15 protein-coding genes and 1 pseudogene are annotated in these 20,463 nt (G+C 40.5%); 14 read left to right on the top strand and 2 right to left on the bottom strand.

Going from position 1 to position 20,463, the window contains the following annotated elements:
* Nucleotides 1-106 precede the first annotated feature (106 nt).
* The 5 genes from FNH22_RS20990 to FNH22_RS21010 all read left to right on the top strand — a co-directional run bounded on the left by FNH22_RS20990 (nt 107) and on the right by FNH22_RS21010 (nt 7,172).
* Nucleotides 107-856, top strand: coding sequence for a DeoR/GlpR family DNA-binding transcription regulator (locus FNH22_RS20990; RefSeq protein ID WP_143400411.1), 750 nt, complete (start codon nt 107-109; stop codon nt 854-856).
* Complete coding sequence (locus FNH22_RS20995) at nt 856-3,114, top strand: GH92 family glycosyl hydrolase (RefSeq protein WP_143400412.1); 2,259 nt, start codon at nt 856-858, stop codon at nt 3,112-3,114. Before FNH22_RS20990 ends, FNH22_RS20995 begins: the two co-directional genes overlap by 1 nt.
* A gap of 119 nt (nt 3,115-3,233) precedes the next feature.
* Nucleotides 3,234-4,319, top strand: coding sequence for a carbohydrate-binding family 9-like protein (locus FNH22_RS21000; RefSeq protein WP_255518121.1), 1,086 nt, complete (start codon nt 3,234-3,236; stop codon nt 4,317-4,319).
* Nucleotides 4,316-5,485: a family 10 glycosylhydrolase gene (locus tag FNH22_RS21005; RefSeq protein ID WP_143400413.1), complete on the top strand. Its 1,170-nt coding sequence runs from the start codon at nt 4,316-4,318 to the stop codon at nt 5,483-5,485. The genes FNH22_RS21000 and FNH22_RS21005 overlap by 4 nt, the downstream gene beginning before the upstream one ends.
* Nucleotides 5,486-5,492: 7 nt before the next feature.
* The gene (locus tag FNH22_RS21010) at nt 5,493-7,172 is read left to right on the top strand and encodes a hypothetical protein (RefSeq protein ID WP_143400414.1); all 1,680 of its coding nucleotides are present in this window, start codon (nt 5,493-5,495) and stop codon (nt 7,170-7,172) included.
* 51 nt (nt 7,173-7,223) lie between these two features.
* Here FNH22_RS21010 and FNH22_RS21015 read toward each other — a convergent pair whose 3' ends face one another.
* Complete coding sequence (locus tag FNH22_RS21015) at nt 7,224-9,542, bottom strand: gliding motility-associated C-terminal domain-containing protein (RefSeq protein ID WP_143400415.1); 2,319 nt, start codon at nt 9,540-9,542, stop codon at nt 7,224-7,226.
* Between the two features lie 71 nt (nt 9,543-9,613).
* Nucleotides 9,614-11,212: a PorP/SprF family type IX secretion system membrane protein gene (locus tag FNH22_RS21020; RefSeq protein WP_143400416.1), complete on the bottom strand. Its 1,599-nt coding sequence runs from the start codon at nt 11,210-11,212 to the stop codon at nt 9,614-9,616.
* Nucleotides 11,213-11,875: 663 nt separating this feature from the next.
* Here FNH22_RS21020 and FNH22_RS21030 point away from each other — a divergent pair.
* The 9 genes and pseudogenes from FNH22_RS21030 to FNH22_RS21070 all read left to right on the top strand — a co-directional run.
* Nucleotides 11,876-12,895, top strand: a pseudogene (locus tag FNH22_RS21030) (IS1380 family transposase).
* 780 nt (nt 12,896-13,675) lie between these two features.
* Complete coding sequence (locus FNH22_RS21035) at nt 13,676-14,035, top strand: hypothetical protein (RefSeq protein WP_143400419.1); 360 nt, start codon at nt 13,676-13,678, stop codon at nt 14,033-14,035.
* 60 nt (nt 14,036-14,095) lie between these two features.
* A complete protein-coding gene (locus FNH22_RS21040; RefSeq protein ID WP_185154332.1) occupies nt 14,096-15,169 on the top strand; it encodes a lanthionine synthetase LanC family protein in 1,074 nt (357 codons plus the stop codon).
* 244 nt (nt 15,170-15,413) lie between these two features.
* Nucleotides 15,414-15,731 carry a hypothetical protein gene (locus FNH22_RS21045; RefSeq protein WP_143400421.1) on the top strand — a complete coding sequence of 106 codons (318 nt, stop codon included), beginning with the start codon at nt 15,414-15,416 and terminating at the stop codon, nt 15,729-15,731.
* A 15-nt stretch (nt 15,732-15,746) separates the two neighbouring features.
* Nucleotides 15,747-16,091, top strand: a complete 345-nt coding sequence (locus tag FNH22_RS21050; RefSeq protein WP_143400422.1) for a hypothetical protein — start codon at nt 15,747-15,749, stop codon at nt 16,089-16,091.
* A gap of 300 nt (nt 16,092-16,391) precedes the next feature.
* Nucleotides 16,392-17,798 carry a hypothetical protein gene (locus tag FNH22_RS21055; RefSeq protein WP_143400423.1) on the top strand — a complete coding sequence of 469 codons (1,407 nt, stop codon included), beginning with the start codon at nt 16,392-16,394 and terminating at the stop codon, nt 17,796-17,798.
* Between the two features lie 607 nt (nt 17,799-18,405).
* Nucleotides 18,406-18,795: a hypothetical protein gene (locus FNH22_RS21060; RefSeq protein ID WP_143400424.1), complete on the top strand. Its 390-nt coding sequence runs from the start codon at nt 18,406-18,408 to the stop codon at nt 18,793-18,795.
* Nucleotides 18,796-19,003: 208 nt separating this feature from the next.
* A complete protein-coding gene (locus FNH22_RS21065; RefSeq protein ID WP_185154333.1) occupies nt 19,004-20,326 on the top strand; it encodes a retropepsin-like aspartic protease in 1,323 nt (440 codons plus the stop codon).
* 29 nt (nt 20,327-20,355) lie between these two features.
* On the top strand, nt 20,356-20,463 hold a 108-nt coding region (locus FNH22_RS21070), incomplete at its 3' end, for a cysteine peptidase family C39 domain-containing protein (protein ID WP_255518122.1).

Genomic DNA, 20,463 nt, shown 5'->3' on the forward strand with positions numbered 1-20,463 from the left:
AATTGCACTATTTTGCGGGATATCTTAGATGAAGATGACTATTTCAAGCTGATTACTTGATGATTAGACAAATTTTGAATGTAAACGAGAATAAATCACCGGTCTTATGTTAAAAGTAGAGAGGCAGAATGCGATACTCCAGGAGATCAGAACACATAATAAAGTGCATTCTTCTAAATTAAGCCAACTCTTAAATGTATCTGAAGACACCATTAGACGGGACTTAAGAGAGCTGGCCGGTAACGGGCATATTAAAAAAGTACACGGTGGCGCAATGGCCAACCCGAATTCACCGGAATCATTTAGAAAGCAAAAAATATCCCAACAGGCTGAACGGGAGATAATAGCTGAAAAGGCAGCGTCATTGTTTCAATCCGGACAAGTGATACTGATGGAGGGAGAATCGACTAACCTGTTATTGGTCGATTATATACCGGATGACATGACCCTGACCATATTCACTAACTCATTACGGCTTGCCACTAAACTATTTAATTATCAAAATATAGAAACCGTTCTATTGGGAGGTAAAATATCTCATAAATACCCTATGACACTTGGTATAGATGTAATTAACGCTTTGGGTGAAATACATGCAGACCTTTTCTTTACTGAAATCGACAGCATTCACGAAGATATCGGCATTACCGATGGTGACAGAGAAAATGCCTACACGAAAAAGGCCATGTTCAGGTCATCGTCACAGGTTATTGCTATGTGCCTTTCCAATGAGATAGGAACCATTCAGCCCTTCAAGGTAGAAAGTGTTAGTCAGATACATATGATCATAACAGAAGAAAGTCCTGATCATCATCAATTAAACAGGTTCAGCAACAAAGGAGTTCAGATATTATAATGATACGGCTTTTAGTCATTTCCGGCTTACTGGTGAATACCATGCTGTTCGGGCAGCCACCAACTTCCTATGTTAACCCTTTCATCGGGACCTCTAATTATGGCGCAACCCACCCGGGGTCAAACTTTCCACATGCCATGGTTTCCGTGACTCCTTTTAATGTAGCACACCGTAAAGGCGCAGAAAACAAATTTGAGAAAGACAGTGAATGGCATTCAAGACCTTATGTATACGAAAACAAATACCTCACAGGATTCAGCCACATTAACTTAAGCGGTGTAGGATGTCCAGAAGCCGGCAGCATTCTTCTGATGCCCACCACAGACTCACTTTCATTCGACTCCGAAAAATATGGAAGTACGTATTCACAGGAAAAAGCGTCCCCCGGGTATTACAGTAACCGGTTAGACAGGTATGATGTCCTGACTGAATTGACCAGCACAAAAAGATCCGGGATCAGTCGCTACACCTTCCCTGAGGGCAGGTCCAACATTCTATTGAACCTTGGCCTGGGGCTCACGAATGAAACAGGCGCAAGTCTGAAGATCATTTCACCCACTGAAGTGGAAGGTTTTAAAACCATTGGAACATTCTGCTATAATGCCGAAGATGTTCGTCCGGTCTATTTCGTAGCGAAATTAAGCAAAGCGCCGACGTCCTTCGGTGCGTGGAAAAAAATGCCGAAATATAAGGCTGTAGAAGCGGATTGGGTGAAATATAATAATGCCTATAAACCCTATGAAAAATATATGCACGAATTGGCCGGTGAGAACATAGGAGCATATTTCACCTTCGACACAAAGGAAAATGAGGTCATAGAGGTGAAAGTTGGTATCTCATATGTAAGTATTGCCAACGCGAGAAAAAACCTGAACGCAGAGCAACCCGGTTTCGAGTTCGAAGACACACGCGTTAAGAACGAGTCAAAGTGGAATGAATTGCTCGGCAGGGTCCGGGTAGATTCTGACAATAAGGAGGCTAAAACCATTTTTTACACCGCTCTATATCATACATTAATTCATCCAAACCTCATAAACGATGTTAATGGTGATTACCCGGCCATGGGGAGTCATAAAACTATGAATTCCGGTAAAGACAGGTATAGCGTCTTTTCTCTTTGGGATACGTACCGGAATGTTCACCCTTTCTTAAGCCTGGTTTACCCTGAGCTACAATCGCAAATGGTCAATACGATGGTGGATATGTATAAAGAAAACCAATGGCTGCCTAAATGGGAACTTTTCGGTATGGAAACAGATGTGATGGTGGGCGATCCGGGGTCACCGGTGATCACGGACACTTACCTGCGGGGTATCCGTGACTTTGATGTCGCATCAGCCTTTAATGCTATGAAAAAAGCTTCTGATACTTCAGAAAAAGCAAATGCCCTGCGCCCGGGAATTGATAGTTACAATACACTGGGGTATGTAGCCGAAGACTCGACGGATGTTTGGGGAGGAAGCGTATCTACCTCGTTGGAATATTACATAGCAGACTGGAACATCGCCCAGCTGGCCAAAGAGCTTGACTACCCGTCTGACTACAAAAAGTATAAGCAAAAGTCTTTAGGGTATAAGAACCTGTTTGATAAATCTACGGGTATGCTAAGACCACGCTTTCAGGATGGTTCATGGCTCACTCCGTTCAATCCGGAAGCAGGCAAAAATTTCGAAGCTGTCATTGGATATGTAGAAGGTAATGCATGGCAATACCGGTTTTATGTACCTCATGATATAGAAGGGCTCATTAAGTTACTGGGAGGCAATAAAAAATTTGGTTCACAATTACAATTGCTTTTTGATAGTGATAACTATGACATGGCCAATGAACCGGATATAACCTATCCCTATTTGTTTAACTACCTTCCGGGACAGGAATATAAAAGCCAGCAAAAAGTAAGGGAATTGATAGATAAGTATTATACCAATACGCCAGGAGGAATACCTGGTAACGATGATACAGGAACACTTTCTACCTGGCTGGTCTTTAGCATGCTGGGAATATATCCTGTTTGTCCTGGTGATATGAGCTATGCCATGGTATCGCCTTATTTCGATAAAGTCAACATCACCTTGAATAGTCAGTATTATCCGGGAAGCTCGCTGATCATAAAAAGCAACAGACCTTCCCATGATGCAAAATATATCAGCTCCATCCGTAAAGATGGAAGACCCGTTCGTTCTTTTTTCATTGAGCATAAAGACCTGATCAATGGAGGAGTATTGGAATTTGATCTGACTTCAACTCCATCAAAGTGAAGTATGTTGGAAATAGGTAGAAATACACTGAAGAATAGTAGGCGCAGGCCTCATATTTGCCATGATGATCACATGATCGATAAAGATAATACCCCCTTTTGAAGTAACGAAACACGCGTATGAAGCTAAGAGTGTTAATGATATTGCCCATGCTAACTCAGGCCTTATGTGCTCAGCCAACGGAAAAGTCAGACACCTTTCCGAGGTCCTATGTATGTCAACGTGCTACACACCCTCTCAACATAGATGGAAAAGCCGAGGAAGATGACTGGCAAAAAGCAGCATGGAGTGACCTTTTTATCGATATTGAAGGTACCGGCAAACCTGTCCCCTACTATGAGACCCGTGTCAAAATGCTTTGGGATGATCATTACCTGTATATCATGGCTATGCTCAAGGAGGAAGATCTATGGGCCACTTACACAACACATGATGCGGTAATATACCATGAAAATGATTTCGAGGTCTTCATTGACCCCGACGGAGATAATCATAATTATTACGAGTTAGAAATCAATGCACTAGGTACAGTATGGGACCTAATGTTGACGAAACCATACAGGGATCAGGGCATTGCACTGGACAGTTGGGAAATTGCAGGATTAAAAAAAGGCATTCATTTGGATGGTACGATCAATAATCCGGGTGACAAGGACAATGGATGGACCATAGAACTCGCTTTACCCTGGTCTGTATTAAAAGAGGCTGCTTCAGACCAAAGACCTGAGTCCAAAGATGTATGGCGGATCAATTTCTCCAGGGTACAATGGAGAATTGAAAATCAGGATGGTGTGTATGTAAAAAAAGTGAATCCTGAAAATGGAAAACCTTACCCTGAGTACAATTGGGTATGGTCACCTCAATACGTTATTGCCATGCATCAGCCAGAAACCTGGGGATATTTACATTTCTCCGATGCGCCGGCGGGAACAAATAATGAGGTATTCACTCCGGACGAAAATTATGAGACCAAACTTTTTCTAATGACGCTATACAGTGCAGAACATGAGTATAAAAATCAGAAAGGGGCATTTACTTCGCAATTAAGTGAATTGAATGTCACCGTTCCGAAAACCATGGATATTCAAAAGATAAAGATCTATACAACTCCTTCATTATTCGAGATCTCTTATAAAACCATAAACGGAGAAACGTGGCATGTGAACAACGAAGGCAAGTTATGGACTACAAAGCGAGAGTTATGAAAAAGAGGACATTCATAAAAAAAGCTGGCCTGGGCACATTGGCAATGGCAGGCATGGGCTTAACAGGGTTACAGTGTAAACCAAAGGAGCATGCTGATAGCCCTCAGGCTGCTCAACCTTTGGCAAAGCAACAAAAAAACTGGGCCTGGATCAACCCACAGGAAGACTGGAAGATCGACGATTGGAAAAAGAAACTGACCCTTGCTAAATCCAACGGGTTTGATGCACTTTTAATGAATGTATATAACGGGCGCTCTGCTTATTTTGAATCCGCTGATTCCCCTGTTCAGTCTACCATTGCTCATGAAGTGGTGAAGATCTGCCAATCTATTGACATGGAGTTTCATGCATGGATGTTCACGATGCCTTGTAACATTCCGGAGATCGTGCAGCAGCACCCGGACTGGTTTGCGGTAAACAGAAAAGGGGAATCAGCAGCTTCAAAACCCGCATACGTTGACTATTACAAATTCCTTTGCCCGTGTAATGAAGAGGCTATGGAATTTGTTCGGCAAAATGTTATTTCCGTATCATCTATTCCCGGTATAGATGGAGTCCATTTCGACTATATCAGGCTTCCTGATGTCATCCTTGCTGAAGGGTTGCAGCCCAAGTATAACATTGTGCAGGACAAAGAGTATCCTGAATACGACTATTGTTATTCCAGTTATTGTATCGATAAGTTTAAGGCATTAACTGGAATTGACCCTTTAACGGATATCCGGGACCATGCCTCTCACCAACAATGGAGACAATTCAGGTATGACAGTATCACTCAATTAGTAAATAACCTTTGGCTGCCGGAAATTAAAAAAAAGGACCTCATGGCCACTGCCGCAGTATTTCCCAACTGGGAAAGTGTACGTCAGGAATGGCATAAGTGGGACCTGGATGGCTTTCTGCCTATGCTCTATCATAATTTCTACAATGAAGGTATTGCGTTTATTGAAGAGCATACCAGGAAAAACATCCAACGACTTAAAAAATTCAATAATCTCAAACCCATTTGGAGTGGCATTTTTTTACCGGAAATTGATAACCGTGAACTATCACAGGCCGTTGCACATGCCAGAAATGGTGGAAGCCAGGGTATAGCGCTCTATGCCCTTGATTCGGCAAGTGATGATCAAATCATAACTATTGGCAAATCTTTAACTTCAGTCTGACATAACAATGATAAATAAGAAACCATACATAGAAGTACCTCAAAGCGACAATGCCTGCTGGGAAGGCTGGAGTAATATTGGCCAGGTACTACTGGATCACATCCGGTCTGTTGATAAGAAAAAAGTGGTAATCACTATAGAATCTAACTTAGGGACTTACCTGGATTCAAATTTACATGCTCTAAGAGATTGTATAGTTCCCAATGTTACCTGCAGGGCCAAGGACATTTATAAAGACCCTAAAATCATCAGGCTACTCAACAAAAACAACTCCGGAAGTGATCATCATTTGTCTACCTCCACGCATAATATTGAAGACTATTTCGACAAACAAAAACTTAAAGGACTACAAAATAACATCGACTTCATTGATGAAGGCATTGTACTCATCCATGGGATCGGTTCATCGAAAATATGGGAGCCGGATATTCTGATCTATTCGGATATTTCGAGATGGGAGCAGCTACAGCGTTTCCGTAGAGGAGAAGTATCCAATATCGGTGTATACAATGCGGATGTACCTCATCAAAAACAACAAAAATGGAGTTATTTCATTGATTGGCGCATTTGCGATAAAATAAAGAAAAAAGCAATCACCAGCTGTGATTATTTTCTGGAAACCAATAACTGGAAAAAACCAAAGTTAGCTACCGGGGAGATCATCAGAAATGGGTATGAGCTCGCCTATACCCAACCTTTTTTTAATGCACCTTTCTTTGACCCTGAACTATGGGAAAATGAAACCGAGTACAATCGTGAAAATAACGATTTTAAATGGGGCTTTAATTGCAGTATGGATGAAAACAATATCCTGCTAAAACTCGGAGACTACCTCTTCGAATCCCCCGCCATTAACCTGGTCTACTTTAATCCAACCAAACTATTGGGTGATGATGTTTACAAAAAATATGGTCATGAATTACCCATTCGTTATAATTTCATCGATACACTGGATGAAAAAGACAATAACCTATATTTGAATCCCAATGCCAACTTCTTAAAAGAAGAATACGGTATCCATCATAAGCAATATGAAAGCTATTATGTAATGGATGCTGAAAAAAGCGCTTCTATTGGTATTGGGTTACAAGAAGGTATATCAAAAGAGTATTTTGAAGAAACTACCCTTGCTGCAAAAACGAAAAATGCCAGAAATAAAATTCAAAATCTTCTGGAAACCGTTAAGCTGCAAAAACACGACCACCTGGTAATTCCAAATGATGCATTACATACAAAAGGGAATAAGTTGATGATACTCAGTATCACCAAATCAAGTTCTATATTCGAATTGAGCTTATTTGATGAAAAGGAGAAGGTATGGTCTGCCGACCATTTAAATCAACTGCTCGAGTTTTCATCAAATTTTACAGAGGATTATCGCCAACACCTTAACGATCTTAACGGAACAAAGGAGAATGGCACTGAATATGAGATATTAGGCACCCAAAGTGACACATTTATTACAAAACGTATATGGATAGAAAAGCCACTTAAATTAAAAACCGCCGGAGCTATCAGCGTGATAAACCTGGTAGAGGGAGACGAAATGACCGTTAAGGGAGATTTCGACCCCATGACCGTACATTATGCTGAAACATTTGTGGTGCCCGCAACGGTTAAATCATTCATGATGGATCCATCACCGGGAACCAGAGCTTGCTTACTGCTTACAACCATCAAAGAGTGATTTTTACCATCCGTGATTCAGTGTGGATATTTATGATCCTGGATGTGGCGCTTAACGCAACAGTCTGATAAATCCTGTTTCTTTTCCGTTGATCAGAAGCGGCGTGCCATCAGCAAGTAAGCCCTTCACCACCCACACATAGGTTCCGGAAGGCTGCTCCTTCCCTCCTTTGGTACCGTCCCATCCTATGGCAGAGATTTGTGGCCAATCAGCCGTATTAAATACCTTATTTCCATCCCTGTCAAAAATGGTAAAGTTGATTTCTTCTACATCAGGATTCCCTCTGACAATAAAAGCATCATTTTTCTGATCTCCGTTAGGGGTGAACAGAGTAGGAAGAAAAAGGTCCGTTCTAATATCAAGATTTACCGTGATAACACTGTCACAACCTACTGAATTGGAAAGAATGTCCTGATAAATACCACTCTCAGTCCAAATAAAATTACCGCTCGGAGAGGTATAACTCTCCCCTACCATCTTGGTGACCGTGCTTGAAGTACTTTGTTGTATCGTTAAAACAACGGCAATAAGACTGTCACAGCCATGAGAATTTGGAATGACATCCGTGTAGGTATCTGAATTGGTCCACGTAAAATTTCCACTGGGTGAGGTATAATTATCACAAGCTGTTTCAGTAATCGTGGAGCTGGTGGAATTGTTCACCGTAAGGTTCACGGTAATGGTTGAATCGCAACCTATAGCATTTGGGATGACATCTGTATAAGTATTCGAACTGGTCCATACAAAATTACCGCTGGGCGAGGTATAGCTATCACATGCTATTTCGGTAATCGCAGAACTGGTAGAGTTATTGACCGTTAGATTCACTGTAATGGTTGAATCACAACCCATAGCATTTGGAATGGCATCCATGTAAGTACCTGAAATGGTCCAGGTAGAGTTGCCACTGGGTGAAGTATAATTGTCACACACTGTTTCAGTAATTGTTGAACTAGTAGAACTATTGATGGTCAGGTCGACGGTAATAGTAGAATCACAGCCTGCAGTATTAGGAACGACATCCATATGAGTATTCGAACTGGTCCATACAAAATTACCGCTGGGCGAGGTATAGCTATCACACGCTATTTCTGTAATCGTGGAGCTGGTAGAGTTGTTGACGGTCAGGTTCACGGTAATGGTAGAATCGCAACCTACAGCATTGGGGATTACATCCATATACGTATTCGAATTGGTCCACACAAAATTGCCACTGGGTGAGGTATAATTGTCGCACGATGTTTCCGTGATCGTAGAGCTGGTAGAATTGTTGACGGTCAGGTTCACGGTAATGGTAGAATCGCAACCTACAGCATTGGGGATTACATCCATATAGGTGTTCGAACTGGTCCATACAAAATTACCGCTGGGTGAGGTATAACTGTCGCAGGCTGTTTCCGTGATCGTTGAACTGGAACTGTTCACAATGTCGATATCAAGATAGGTGGTATCCAGGCCGCAGAAGTTGCTATCTATAAGCATCACATTATATCTGCCGATATTGGGATAATCGATCGTAATAGGTGATGCCGGAGGCCAGGGGCGCCATCCGATGATCGAATCTGCGCCTGTCCCCCAGTGGTCCCCGAAATTCCAAAGTTCCTGCCGCTGGAAAACATTTCCCTGAGGTGTACAATTACGATTGGTTACATTTTCAAAAGTAACGGAGGTATTGGGGTAACATAGCAGAACGTCGCTGGCCTGAATAGCTGCCTCATCTTTAGAAAAGACCTGCACCGGATTGAACGTGGCAATAGAAGCAGTACCGAAACTGCAATAGTTACTGGCAGACAATGTCACTTGATAAATGCAATTGGTCGCTTCCGGTGGATATGTATATTGAACCGTCCGGCCTGCATTGGTATGATCATAGACCTGCGGAGGGGACCCATCTCCAAAGTCCCAGGTGAACGTTGTATTTTGAGATACATCCGTACTGGAATTCGTGAATTCATAAGTTGTAATGGATGCACAACCTTGAGTAACGCCACCGATGGGGATCTGTATGGAAGCATTGACCGGCTCTTCCATGACTACAAGCCCGGTGACTACACAGCCTGTTCCGACTTCGGTAAAAATAACGTCATAATTGGCCACGGCAGCTGCGTATGTATGAGAAATAAATGCCGGGGGCGCCAATTCAGTTCCACTTTGTAGCGTACTACCATCCCCCCAGTCTATCGTCCAGGCACCGAAAGTGCTGTTCGATTGAATAAAAAGTGTATATGATCCTCCGGAACATGAAACCCAAAGCGGATTGGAGGAAGCATTTCCGCTCCCATTCAGCAATTCACACTGAGCATTGGCTGAAAAAGTATGTAACAGTGCAAACAGAATTAAATTCAGAGAGATTAAATATCTTATTTTCATTTTTAAATTGATGATTAGCTTCGAATTAGGGTTTATTGCTAATTACTCAATGTGTGATCGCAGTTCACAACTTATTCCACCACTCTAAACTCCACCCTTCGATTTACTCTTCGTCCCTCTTCCGTTCCCGAAGTATCTATAGGTTTTTTTTCACCCTCTCCTGTTATGTTGATCCTGGAAGTGACAATTCCCTTTTCCAGCAGGTATCTCTTTACTTTATCTGCACGTTTTACTGACAAGTCGTCGTTCAGCTTTTCAGGGCCAAGGTCACATGCATGTCCTACCAACTCCACATCTAACCAATCGTTACGTTTCAGTACCCCGGTTACTTCGTCCAAAAACGCTTTTGAATCGTCCGTCAGGTCATAAGAATTGAGCTTAAATTTTACTGTTTGGGACAGTATTGCCAGATCAGACTCGCTTAAAACGGGAGGGTTCACTTTTTTGCTTTCACCCGGAATAGCTTCATCAGGTTGTTCCTGTACTTCTTTCTCCTTCTTCACGTCTTGTACAGGTTCTTCTTGTAGAGGTGTTCCCTCAGAGGGTTCTTCTCCACTTTTAATCTCCTCTGTTTCTTGTGCAAGTACTTCTTTTTCCACCTCTTCCTCTTCTACCTTCTCTGGTAAAGCCTCTTCTTCACTTTTGGTCTCTTCTACTGCTTCCACCACCTCAGATCGCTCAGATACTTCTTTTCTCTGCTTCTTTTTTCCTTTTTTCAATCGGAATGCAATGGCCAGTTCAACGATCCCACGTGTTTGTATAGCGCTTCGTTCTGTTGAAACAGGCAGGTCATAACTCGCAGCTACGGTCAGGTTGGGTTGATTGTATTCCAGCGATACCACTCCGGCATCATTGGAATTATACCAAAGCCCCAAACCAATTTGATTTGTCCCTTGTTCTGTACTTGCGAGTTCGTACCGGAACCATGAACCGGTATTTACATAACTGTTACCTGCCTGGCTGATCCATCGTACCGAAGGCATCACAGAGAATTTCATGCCCTGGTACACCCGCAAGCCAGCGCTTCCTCTTATACTTAGCGGCAGATTAGCATCACCCGGTTCAATGAAAGCGGTATTAGGTTCGGTAAAGTTAAAGATGGCACCCCCCGCAAACGCTTTTACCCTTCCCTCTGCATCTTTCCACTGCCAGTGCATCCCCGAACTGATGGTTGGATAGCCTTTGGTTTGACCCATGGCGGTTTCTGAGGAAGGTGCATTAGGATCAAATTCACCATTGATAAATTGATCGTCCGTAGTGAAATCACTTTCTACCCGACGATGAAAATAGCCTCCCTGGGCCCCAAAACTCAACTCCATACCACGAGCAATATGGATGCTATACGCCACTCCCAGCATCCCCCCATTGGTTTTGATAAATTCGGAAGCATTATCACTCAGGAAAGTACCTCCTATCACTAATCGATGGTTCCCGACATTAACAGGGTAATACCCTGACAGCATGGAGGTAGTGAAATTCTCCCCTACATCAATGGCCTGATTGCGGTAATTGAGCATGAGTTTCACATCTTCCTGCACTCCTATTCTGCCCGGGTTGGTCAAAAAGGGAGTATAATGATACATCGAAAAATTAGGCTCCTGGGCCATAAGTTCGTGACATGTGCTCATCATTAAACACAGTAGTACCAATGATAAGTGTAGCTTTTTCATGAGTGGTTGTCTTATTTGATCTCTTTTCTGTTCGTTCAATGTTTGATACAATACCCTGGATAATGTCAGTTTCTCTATTGGTGATCTGAAGTGATGCAGTAAACAGCAGTCACTCGTTCACCTCCATAAAATTTATTTACCATTGGTTTCCGTATGCAAGGTAGCCCTAGGTTCAAGCGGATGGAATACGTGGAGTCAGCATAAATTACGTAGGCATACGTATTACTTCATTTTCTTGTCAGTCAAGCTACTGTACCATACTTTGACGGATTGCTCATACCATGCAAAACTTAATACCCAGGCTTTAACCCTGATTATTCAATAGGCTTTAATAAGGAGGGCTAATTCTTTTTAAACGGGAATAAAAGGGCGATTTTGCGGAAGTTTTAAATTCACCCAAATGGTTAACTTACCGATAGCATATAGTGCTAAGCAAGTGATCCCTTATGGCGGTATGAGTTTATTGAAACGCTTTATAGATCAGACCAACATCAGAAATTTTCTAAGCCAGCTTGATTTACCACAACCAGGATCAAATCGTGGCTATAAACCTGAACAAATTATAGAATCTTTTTGGCTGAGTATCTGGACGGGGGCTTCACGGTATATTCAGTGTGACTGGCTACGCTATGACACGGTTTTACAATCCATTTTTGGGATCAAATGCCTTCTCAAAGCACCTACAGTCGTTTCTTCGGGAAGTTTGCTCAGAAGCGGAACACCGAAGTGTTTCCTGTTTTACAACATTGGTTTTTCGACCAGGTTGGTGTAGATAATATCACCGTTGATTTTGACAGTACGGTAATCACTCCTTATGGTGATCAACAAGGTAGCGCCAAAGGTTATAACCCCAATAAGCGAGAAAGAAACTCTCACCATCCCTTGATGGCCTTTGTAGGTCAAACCCGCATGGTTGCCAATGCATGGCTCAGACCAGGTAATACCGCAGACAGTAGTAGCTGTAAAGCCTTTATGCAGGTAACATTCGATCAGGCTTTATAGGGCAAAAAAGTTGGGCTTGTACGTGCAGATAGTGGGTTTTACACCGAAGAGCTACTCGGCTACCTGGAAGAAGAGCACCATAAGTACCTTATGGCTGTGCGGATGTACCCCAATGTAAAAAGTGCCGTTTGGGGGCTGGATGAATGGATAAGCCTGGCCAAAGGTATTGAGCTCAAAGAGATGATCTTCTCCCATGAAAACGGAAAACCAACAAGATACATTGTGGTTAAAAAGCAGGTAGATATCCGCCCTGGCCCAGCGGGTAAAGAACTCTTTGAAGATCTACCAGGCTATCGCTATAGTTGCTATGTGACCAATCTGGACTTGCCCCTTGATCAGGTATGGAACATCTATAATACGCGGGCTGATTGTGAGAATAGGATCAAAGAATTGAAAGATGATTTTGGATTGGACAGCTTTTGTTTGCAGGATTTCCGGGCTACCGAAGCCTCCTTTCGTTTTATTATGGTCGCCTATAACCTGATGAGTTTATTCAGACATTTTGCCCTTAATCATCACAATCGAGCCACTTTAAAAACCTTAAAAGTCTATTGCTTTGCATTAGGGGCTTGGACAGTAAATCATGCCAATAAAATCGTATTGAAAATCTCTCTACCTACTAAAAAAAGACCATGGATGCAGGGAATATTCTCACAAATCAATAATCTACCCCCCTTTTAATTATTCTAATGCATAGATCGGGTTTAACTGTGAGCACACATGCGGTTCTTTGGTATGCTCCGACTTAAGGAGTCCGACTGTAGATTATAGTGGCCCCTTATTTTAAATCATTCATCCTTAGCCTCCTCCATCATCTGATAGGGTGATCATCTCGCTTGAATTAAAATAGGGTTGACTGAAGTTGATCACTCATTACCTTTTATTTTCTGAGTTTGAATGGAATTACGCGCTCAAGCCTATGAGATCGATTCCGGAGATCTACAAGAATTGGTGAAAAAATAATTTTTTAAGTACAGCTAACCTTATATAAATCAATAGTTGGCAATTAAGATTAATCATTGTAAACCAATATCAGGAATTAAGTAAAAGCCTGTCAACTTATTGGATAGTTCATCAAGCTATTCAGGAAAGGTCACTTCAAAGTGTACACTCATGGCGTACAAATGCATAACTTCATCGGGGAAAAAGGATTGTTAAAAAAGAAACTCTATTCTGATATGAGAAAATAAATACTTCAAAAGTGAAACAACACAAAAAAAACAATATAATGAGGGTTTTCGCATAGATTTTAATGTTTTTCGCATGCATGATTTGCCCCCCTCTTTTTCATCTTTGAATAAAAATATTTGACACAACGTATTCTTAAATACTATTTCATGGCAATAAAAACACTCACCGAAAAACTTGAAAAGGAATACCAGGAACAGAGCCTTGCTTATGACAAATTCTACTTAGAGAAGGATGATGCCGAAGCTAAACTTTGATCCAACATTGAAACGAATGAAAGTCCTGTCCCAAAATGATAAAGATTTACAGAATAGATGGGGATTACAAAATGGCAGAGTCGATGCGATTGAATCATGGATTGAAAGCTCTACAAGCTTTTATAATCTGTTACTCAACGAATATAATCGGTTACTCAAAGAATCTGATTTTGTAGCTAAACTCGGGAATTTCGAAGCAACTGCTGACCAACTGAATGCAGTGAAAATGGCCATTGAAAACCTTAAAAAACTGCACAATGAAGCCACCGCTGAGAAAGGACAAGCTCAGGAAGCAGCCCGTCTCAGAAATGAAAAGCTCGATGAATTAGATGACTATGCAACAGAGTTAAAAGCTATAGCCGAATTCGCTATATAACACTAAGGGTAGCTTTAGCTAGCAATGCATATAACATCTGGTTACACATAACTGATGAAAATGAAAACCAAGCTTACGCTTATCAACAATCTTATCTCACAAAAAGGTAGTAGCCTGCAGAATATCGGACTGCTGAATGGGAAAATGGGAGTGTGTATCTACCTGTTCTATCTGGCCAGGCATACTGAGAATCAACAATATCAAGTACAGGCAGAAGCTCTCCTCGATGATATATGGATTAAAGTCGAGGAGAGTCCCCAATCATTAGACTTTGGAAATGGATTGGCAGGTATAGCCTGGAGTACTGAGCACCTGATGCAAAATAACTTTGTTGCTGGTGATATAAATGAGGCTCTTTGTGATGCAGACGATAAAATTTTTCAATATCTGACAAATATTAAGGAGGCTTCTCTGGATCTGCATGATGGGCTGCTGGGATATGGGTTTTACCTGGTGTCAAGGTTGCAAAGCTACCGCAAAACAGATCAGTCTGACCAATTTTTCCTTCTCAGGAGATTGTTGGCTGAATTGCTGAATCAAGTACATGCTGTGGTAGAAAACAAAGAGTATCTCCTGAGAGAACCGCCTGCTTTCCAATTGAAATGGAAACTGCCGTTGCTTTTGATTTTGCTTGCAAAAATAAAAGAATGCGGTATTTACAGCCGAAAAGTTGATGTGCTTATATATAGCCTCGAACCCTTTCTACTCTCTACATTTGGAGCAAATGCTGCTAACCGATATTACTTAATGTTATCCGTCAAGCAGGTGCTCGCAGCTTTTAACCTGCCAGAAAGGTGGGCATATCACATCAGAATGCTAGAGCAGAATCTAAATATACAAATGATTAATCAGGAATTTTCTGAAATAAAAATTGAGCCCTTATCAGGGCTTTCAGGAGTAGTTCTATTAGAAAGCCTGTTTTGCGGCGAACCAGTGGTCAGTGAAACATTTTGCAAAAGAATAATTGCATCTCCATACTGGGACCTGATTAAAGAGCCGGAAAAGACCTCCCCAGTAGAAATAGGTTTACAACTGGGATTGTCAGGGATCTTGCTGTGTGGCTTGCTATCAGGATCAAGACGGGACTATATGTTAGGTGAAACAGATCAGGGAACCGCAGAGCATGTGCATTGACCAAATCAATATGAAAAACAAATTGTCGGCTTTTAGCTTATTGACCATCAAAAAAAAATTTATCAATGAAAATAGAAGAAAACCTAATAGTGACTTCTGGCGAGCGATCCGATTGGACACTTACTGTCTGAGATGATATTTCGCATCCTTCTGATTGTATTACGGAACCGAAATACATTGTCAAAAATCAAAATAATAAGAAAAACGAGTCTGATATTTTTCTAATTTTTAAACTTTAAATATTATGAAACGGCTAAAAAAGCTAAACTTAAACGAAATGCAAGATTTCCAAACGATATCCTGCAAAGAACAAATGGTACTGAAAGGTGGTACAGATTATGATCATACTTGTACTTATCCCTGGGGTGATGATGGTGACTACAGTGTAGTAGTGAGATACAATGGCTCATCGTGCGGTACAGAGATAACAGACTATGAGAGAATTCTTATAGATAATTCAACGGGTTCAGCTATTATGAGCAGAACCGATGAACAAGACAGAGAAAATGGACTGGAAGGCAGACTGGATATATCGCAAGAAGCTTGTTGTATGGCATTTTAAGAAATTTTGAAAAAAATGAAAAAGTTTAGTATATTATTTTCTACGCTGTGTTTTTTTCTTTCCTGCTCGCAGAGTTTAGAAAATTCGCAGAAGGTATCCAATTTCTATACAGTAAAAGGAGATGAGCCTTTTCCCTTGGCAGATCTTTTTAGCGCAGATATTGGAGTATCCAATATTGATCTTATCTATAAGCAGAATAAGAAGTTGTTTAAAATTATCTCTTTGGAAGACTGTAGCACTGAAAAAATCGATTGTTCGACCAGGAACGGCTTTATCAAAAGCAGCAATGGGGCAGGTTATTTATTTATTGGCAAAAAAGGTGATAAAATTTTATTATCTCACTCACCTTCCAATCCTTGACTCATGCACAGTTATATATTATATATGGTGGAGTGGAACAATAAACTATTAGGATTTATTAAAAAATGCTTTGCCGAATTTTCTCTTGCAATCTAAAGTATTAGTAAGCTTTTTACTTTATGCAACAGGGTTTGGTAAAGCATTTTTAATTCATGGGGCTACAATAATGTGAATTAAAAATAAATCCAAAAGATCATGAATCCTGAATCTATAAAGAGTATGATTCTGACATCCCAAAGGTTATTTTTTTCTTGGGGATCGAATATCTTAAATTGGAGTAATCTGTTTTAATCTTCTGTAATGTTTCACTTAAATAAAATTAAAGAAAAAATAGCTGTGTACTGGTCAATGCTACTTTACGCTGTTTTAATTTTTTCATGCGGTGATAAGTCTGAAAAAATCGTTAATCTGGCTCATCAAAAAGCAGATACGATTCATTTCAATCTCAAAGACGATCATATCTATTGTGAAGTGAGAATAAATAAATCCAAAAATGAGTTCGTATTTGATACTGGGGCCAGCAATACTACAATTAATGACTCCACTAAGGGAGGCACCTATTTGGGAAAAAGTTTTGTTAGTGACTACAGAAAAATCAAGCACACCGTTGATAAGGTCTCATTTGACAGCTTAATACTTGGCAACACTCTATTCTATCAATTCCAAGCATACAATCAGGTCAGATTGCGGGGTGTGGAGGGTATTCTAGGGGGCGGTAACCTAAAACACTTGGCGTGGAAGATTAATTTTTCAGACCAAACTATTGTCTTTGCCGAACAGGCCAAATATCTGAAACCTCAAGGAAAAGGCATTCCCTTTGAATTAAAGAATAACTGTCCTTATATAGATGCGAAAATAGGTAATGAAAACCTCACATTCCTCTTAGATTTTGGGTTTGTTGGTTTTATGCAGATTAACACAAGTAAAAGTGATGTAAATCCATCCTTATTACAGAAAACGACACAATGGCGGTCTCAGGCTTCCTATTGCAGTTCGTTTGATTTTGATCTACCCGGTCTTATTGACACATCATATTATCACATCAGCACGGCCTCAATAGGTCAGCATTTGTTGAAGGATGAGATAATTGAATTTAATCCTTATATAAATAAGAATGTTATAGGCATGGATTTTTTCCAACGCTTTCAATATGTCATACTTGATTACCCCGGTAAGAAATTGTACTTAGGTCCACCGATGTTCAAATCACACAGGTACCTGAGTTCGCTGATCAGGCATATTAATACAATAGGGATTGAGGTTACGGGAACTCTTGTTCCAAAAATCTCCTCCATCAGTGAGAACTTAATGGCTAACAATGAAATTTTATTAGGAGATACAATACTTGATATTAATGGTACATCAGTTTTTTACAGAGACAGCAGTTTTTATCAGGACATCAAATCAGGTTCAAAAAGGGCATTTGAGTATTCCATTTTTAGCGACCTGTTGAACGATTTACATTTTTTAACTGACACCGCAGTTATCAAAGTGAAGAAAGGAGGCTCTTTTCGGGAAATTACACTTCACAGGAAATATATCTATCCACAAATGCCAGATACAATTCAATCATATGGTCGCATCTTTAAACCTTTGATCACCGGATCTTTAGGGGCAAAGTTGAATGATCCTACAAGCAACCTCCATCTTTATTTCCCTTATAGAGCGAAGGGCAGGTTAAGAGCCCTTAAACGTTTGAGAAGATAACTTTATTCTATACGAAATTTTGCGGTTCCCTGCTATGTTTTAGCTGGAACAAATGGATGCAGGACTTTGTGTAGGCTATTGGCCATTGGCTTTGGTGGAGTTGACTTGCTAGCTATAAGTAGGTGAACCAGTGGTCAGTGAAACATTTTGCAAAAGAATAATTGCATCTCCATACTGGGACCTGATTAAAGAGCCGGAAAAGACCTCCCCAGTAGAACATTGACCAAATCAATATGAAAAACAAATTGTCGGCTTTTAGCTTATTGACCATCAAAAAAAAATTTATCAATGAAAATAGAAGAAAACCTAATAGTGACTTCTGGCGAGCGATCCGATTGGACACTTACTGTCTGAGATGATATTTCGCATCCTTCTGATTGTATTACGGAACCGAAATACATTGTCAAAAATCAAAATAATAAATCGAACCATTGTGAAGTCAGCTTTATCATGATCTTCTCTTTTTTTCCGGGATACGAGAGGAATACAGCGAGCGATTACCCCGCTGAAAAATGTGATCCTATGGTCCAGAGGCAGACCGGCACATTCTCACGGAATAATAAGAAAAACGAGTCTGATATTTTTTTAATTTTTAAACTTTAATATTATGAAACAGCTAAAAAAGCTAAACTTAAACGAAATGCAAGATTTCCAAACTATTTCAAACCATGAGCAGATGCTATTGAAAGGGGGAGCCGGAGGACCTAACCCATATTTAGTAGAAATACTCAAAGTGCTAGCCTCCAAAGTTACAGAATCCCTTTTCGGTTGTGGCGAAGAGCCACCTGCTGATGCGAATGGAAATATGTGTTACGAAGAAAATGGCATGAAGCTGGAGGTTACTCAAACTGGGATTGTTAATAACCTTACTTACAACGCTGGTAACGGTGGAGATTCTTGTGATGATTCTTGTAATCTCAATGAAATGCTGATGAATGCAAGTGACAGTGTAAAGATGAATAGTGACGGTAGCTATATGTTCTATTTAGGTAATTGATTTATCTGGTTTAATCATCATGAAGACGGTAAGATTGCTTACCGTCTCATTTGTCTTGATCATAATTCCAGAATTTTGTTAGCTGCTCCTCAATACTGATGCTATCTCCTGGTGCGGCTGGTGTTGAAATAAAATCGATATGAAAATTAAATATATCACAAACAAATTGAATCTGACACTGCTTGTGCTTGTCCTTTGTGCTTGCAACATGAAAAACCCGAAGGCAGTTTTGAGCAGTCAAAAGGTTGATACTATAAACTTTACTTACAACAACCATAACATGGTATGCAAAGTGGTTATAAACCAAAAGACATATGATTTTATTTTTGATACAGGTGCAAGCAATACTGTGTTAGGTGGCTCTGTCAACTACAGCCGCTTTATTCGGAATGAGAAATTCACTGACGCAAGAGATATTTCGCACACGGGGAAAACAGTTATGCTGGATAGCCTAAGGCTGGGTCGTACGTTATTTCATCATTTTGATTCGTATCTATATGTGGATTCACTAGATGTAGGTGGGATTATTGGGGGGGATCTTCTAAAGGAGCAGGCCTGGAAAATAAACTTTTTAGAGCAAACCATTCAATTCAGTGATGAAGTGGAGAACCTTGAGCCCACCGGGAGAGGTGTTCCATTTATTCTGGCCGATAATAATATCCCCTTTATTGACATAAAACTTGATGACGCTGATAATGTACTGACATTTCTTATGGATACGGGATTTTCAGAATTCTTAAGTATTCGTCGGAGTGACAAGAAAGTAAATTTGCCCGATGCGGAAAAAATGATAAAGTGGATAGAGCTTTCCCCTTATCCAAGTGTCTTTTCTTATGAAGGAGATGACTTTATTGATACTTCTTACTATAGCATACAAAACATTTCTGTTGGAGATTGCATCCTGAGAGATGAGATTATCAGCTACATAGGTTATGGAAGATCCAACCTTCTCGGGATGGATTTCTTTCATCGATTTGAGTATGTCATATTTGATTATCCCGGAAAGACTCTGTACCTGGGGCCTAAAGTATTCAAATCTCACAAGTACCTTACCACTCTGAATGCAAGAATAAATGCTATTGGTCTGCAAGTAGGGAATAAACCGATTCATAGGATAATAGCTGTTAACGATATCATAGCTTATAAGGAGGGTATAGATCTAAGAGACACCATCCTTGAGATCAATCATGTTCCGGTAGTAGGCCAACCACCTTCTTTTTATGAAGATGTCATAGACAAAGACAAGATAGTTTCTGCAGTTAAAGTTACTCCTTCCAAATGGAACAAACTAACGAGATCCTTCCACTACCAGGACAGGACAGCTACACTCAAAGTGATGCGTGGCAATTCTTTCAGTGAAGTAGCGCTACAAAGAGGAAATTACTTTTCAGACATACCTGACACTATACTTGCCCATTCATTCAAACCATTAGCCTGGCTTCCGCGCGGATATGCCGGACACAGAGTGGGTAAAGGGAGTTTCATATTTTTTAAGGGAGATTCCCTCTCTGCTGATAAAAGTGCAAACTGAGCGATTTTCCAAAGATTTAACTTTTCTGTATGCCTAAATTTAACTTCCCCAGCTATATACAGCATGATCAGATGGATTGTGGACCGGGGTGCCTGAAAATTATCAGCAAGCATTACGGTAAAAATTTTTCATTAAAA

Origin of the sequence: Fulvivirga sp. M361, assembly GCF_007097395.1 — a bacterium.
In the GTDB taxonomy this organism is placed as follows: Bacteria; Bacteroidota; Bacteroidia; order Cytophagales; family Cyclobacteriaceae; genus Fulvivirga.

Excerpts from the sequence above, each read along its gene's own strand:
- FNH22_RS20990 (WP_143400411.1), top strand. The coding sequence starts at position 107 with ATGTTAAAAGTAGAGAGGCAGAATGCGATACTCCAGGAGATCAGAACA.
- FNH22_RS20995 (WP_143400412.1), top strand. The coding sequence starts at position 856 with ATGATACGGCTTTTAGTCATTTCCGGCTTACTGGTGAATACCATGCTG.
- FNH22_RS21000 (WP_255518121.1), top strand. The coding sequence starts at position 3,234 with ATGAAGCTAAGAGTGTTAATGATATTGCCCATGCTAACTCAGGCCTTA.
- FNH22_RS21005 (WP_143400413.1), top strand. The coding sequence starts at position 4,316 with ATGAAAAAGAGGACATTCATAAAAAAAGCTGGCCTGGGCACATTGGCA.
- FNH22_RS21010 (WP_143400414.1), top strand. The coding sequence starts at position 5,493 with ATGATAAATAAGAAACCATACATAGAAGTACCTCAAAGCGACAATGCC.
- FNH22_RS21015 (WP_143400415.1), bottom strand. The coding sequence starts at position 9,542 with ATGAAAATAAGATATTTAATCTCTCTGAATTTAATTCTGTTTGCACTG.
- FNH22_RS21020 (WP_143400416.1), bottom strand. The coding sequence starts at position 11,212 with ATGAAAAAGCTACACTTATCATTGGTACTACTGTGTTTAATGATGAGC.
- FNH22_RS21035 (WP_143400419.1), top strand. The coding sequence starts at position 13,676 with ATGAAAGTCCTGTCCCAAAATGATAAAGATTTACAGAATAGATGGGGA.
- FNH22_RS21040 (WP_185154332.1), top strand. The coding sequence starts at position 14,096 with ATGAAAACCAAGCTTACGCTTATCAACAATCTTATCTCACAAAAAGGT.
- FNH22_RS21045 (WP_143400421.1), top strand. The coding sequence starts at position 15,414 with ATGAAACGGCTAAAAAAGCTAAACTTAAACGAAATGCAAGATTTCCAA.
- FNH22_RS21050 (WP_143400422.1), top strand. The coding sequence starts at position 15,747 with ATGAAAAAGTTTAGTATATTATTTTCTACGCTGTGTTTTTTTCTTTCC.
- FNH22_RS21055 (WP_143400423.1), top strand. The coding sequence starts at position 16,392 with ATGTTTCACTTAAATAAAATTAAAGAAAAAATAGCTGTGTACTGGTCA.
- FNH22_RS21060 (WP_143400424.1), top strand. The coding sequence starts at position 18,406 with ATGAAACAGCTAAAAAAGCTAAACTTAAACGAAATGCAAGATTTCCAA.
- FNH22_RS21065 (WP_185154333.1), top strand. The coding sequence starts at position 19,004 with ATGAAAAACCCGAAGGCAGTTTTGAGCAGTCAAAAGGTTGATACTATA.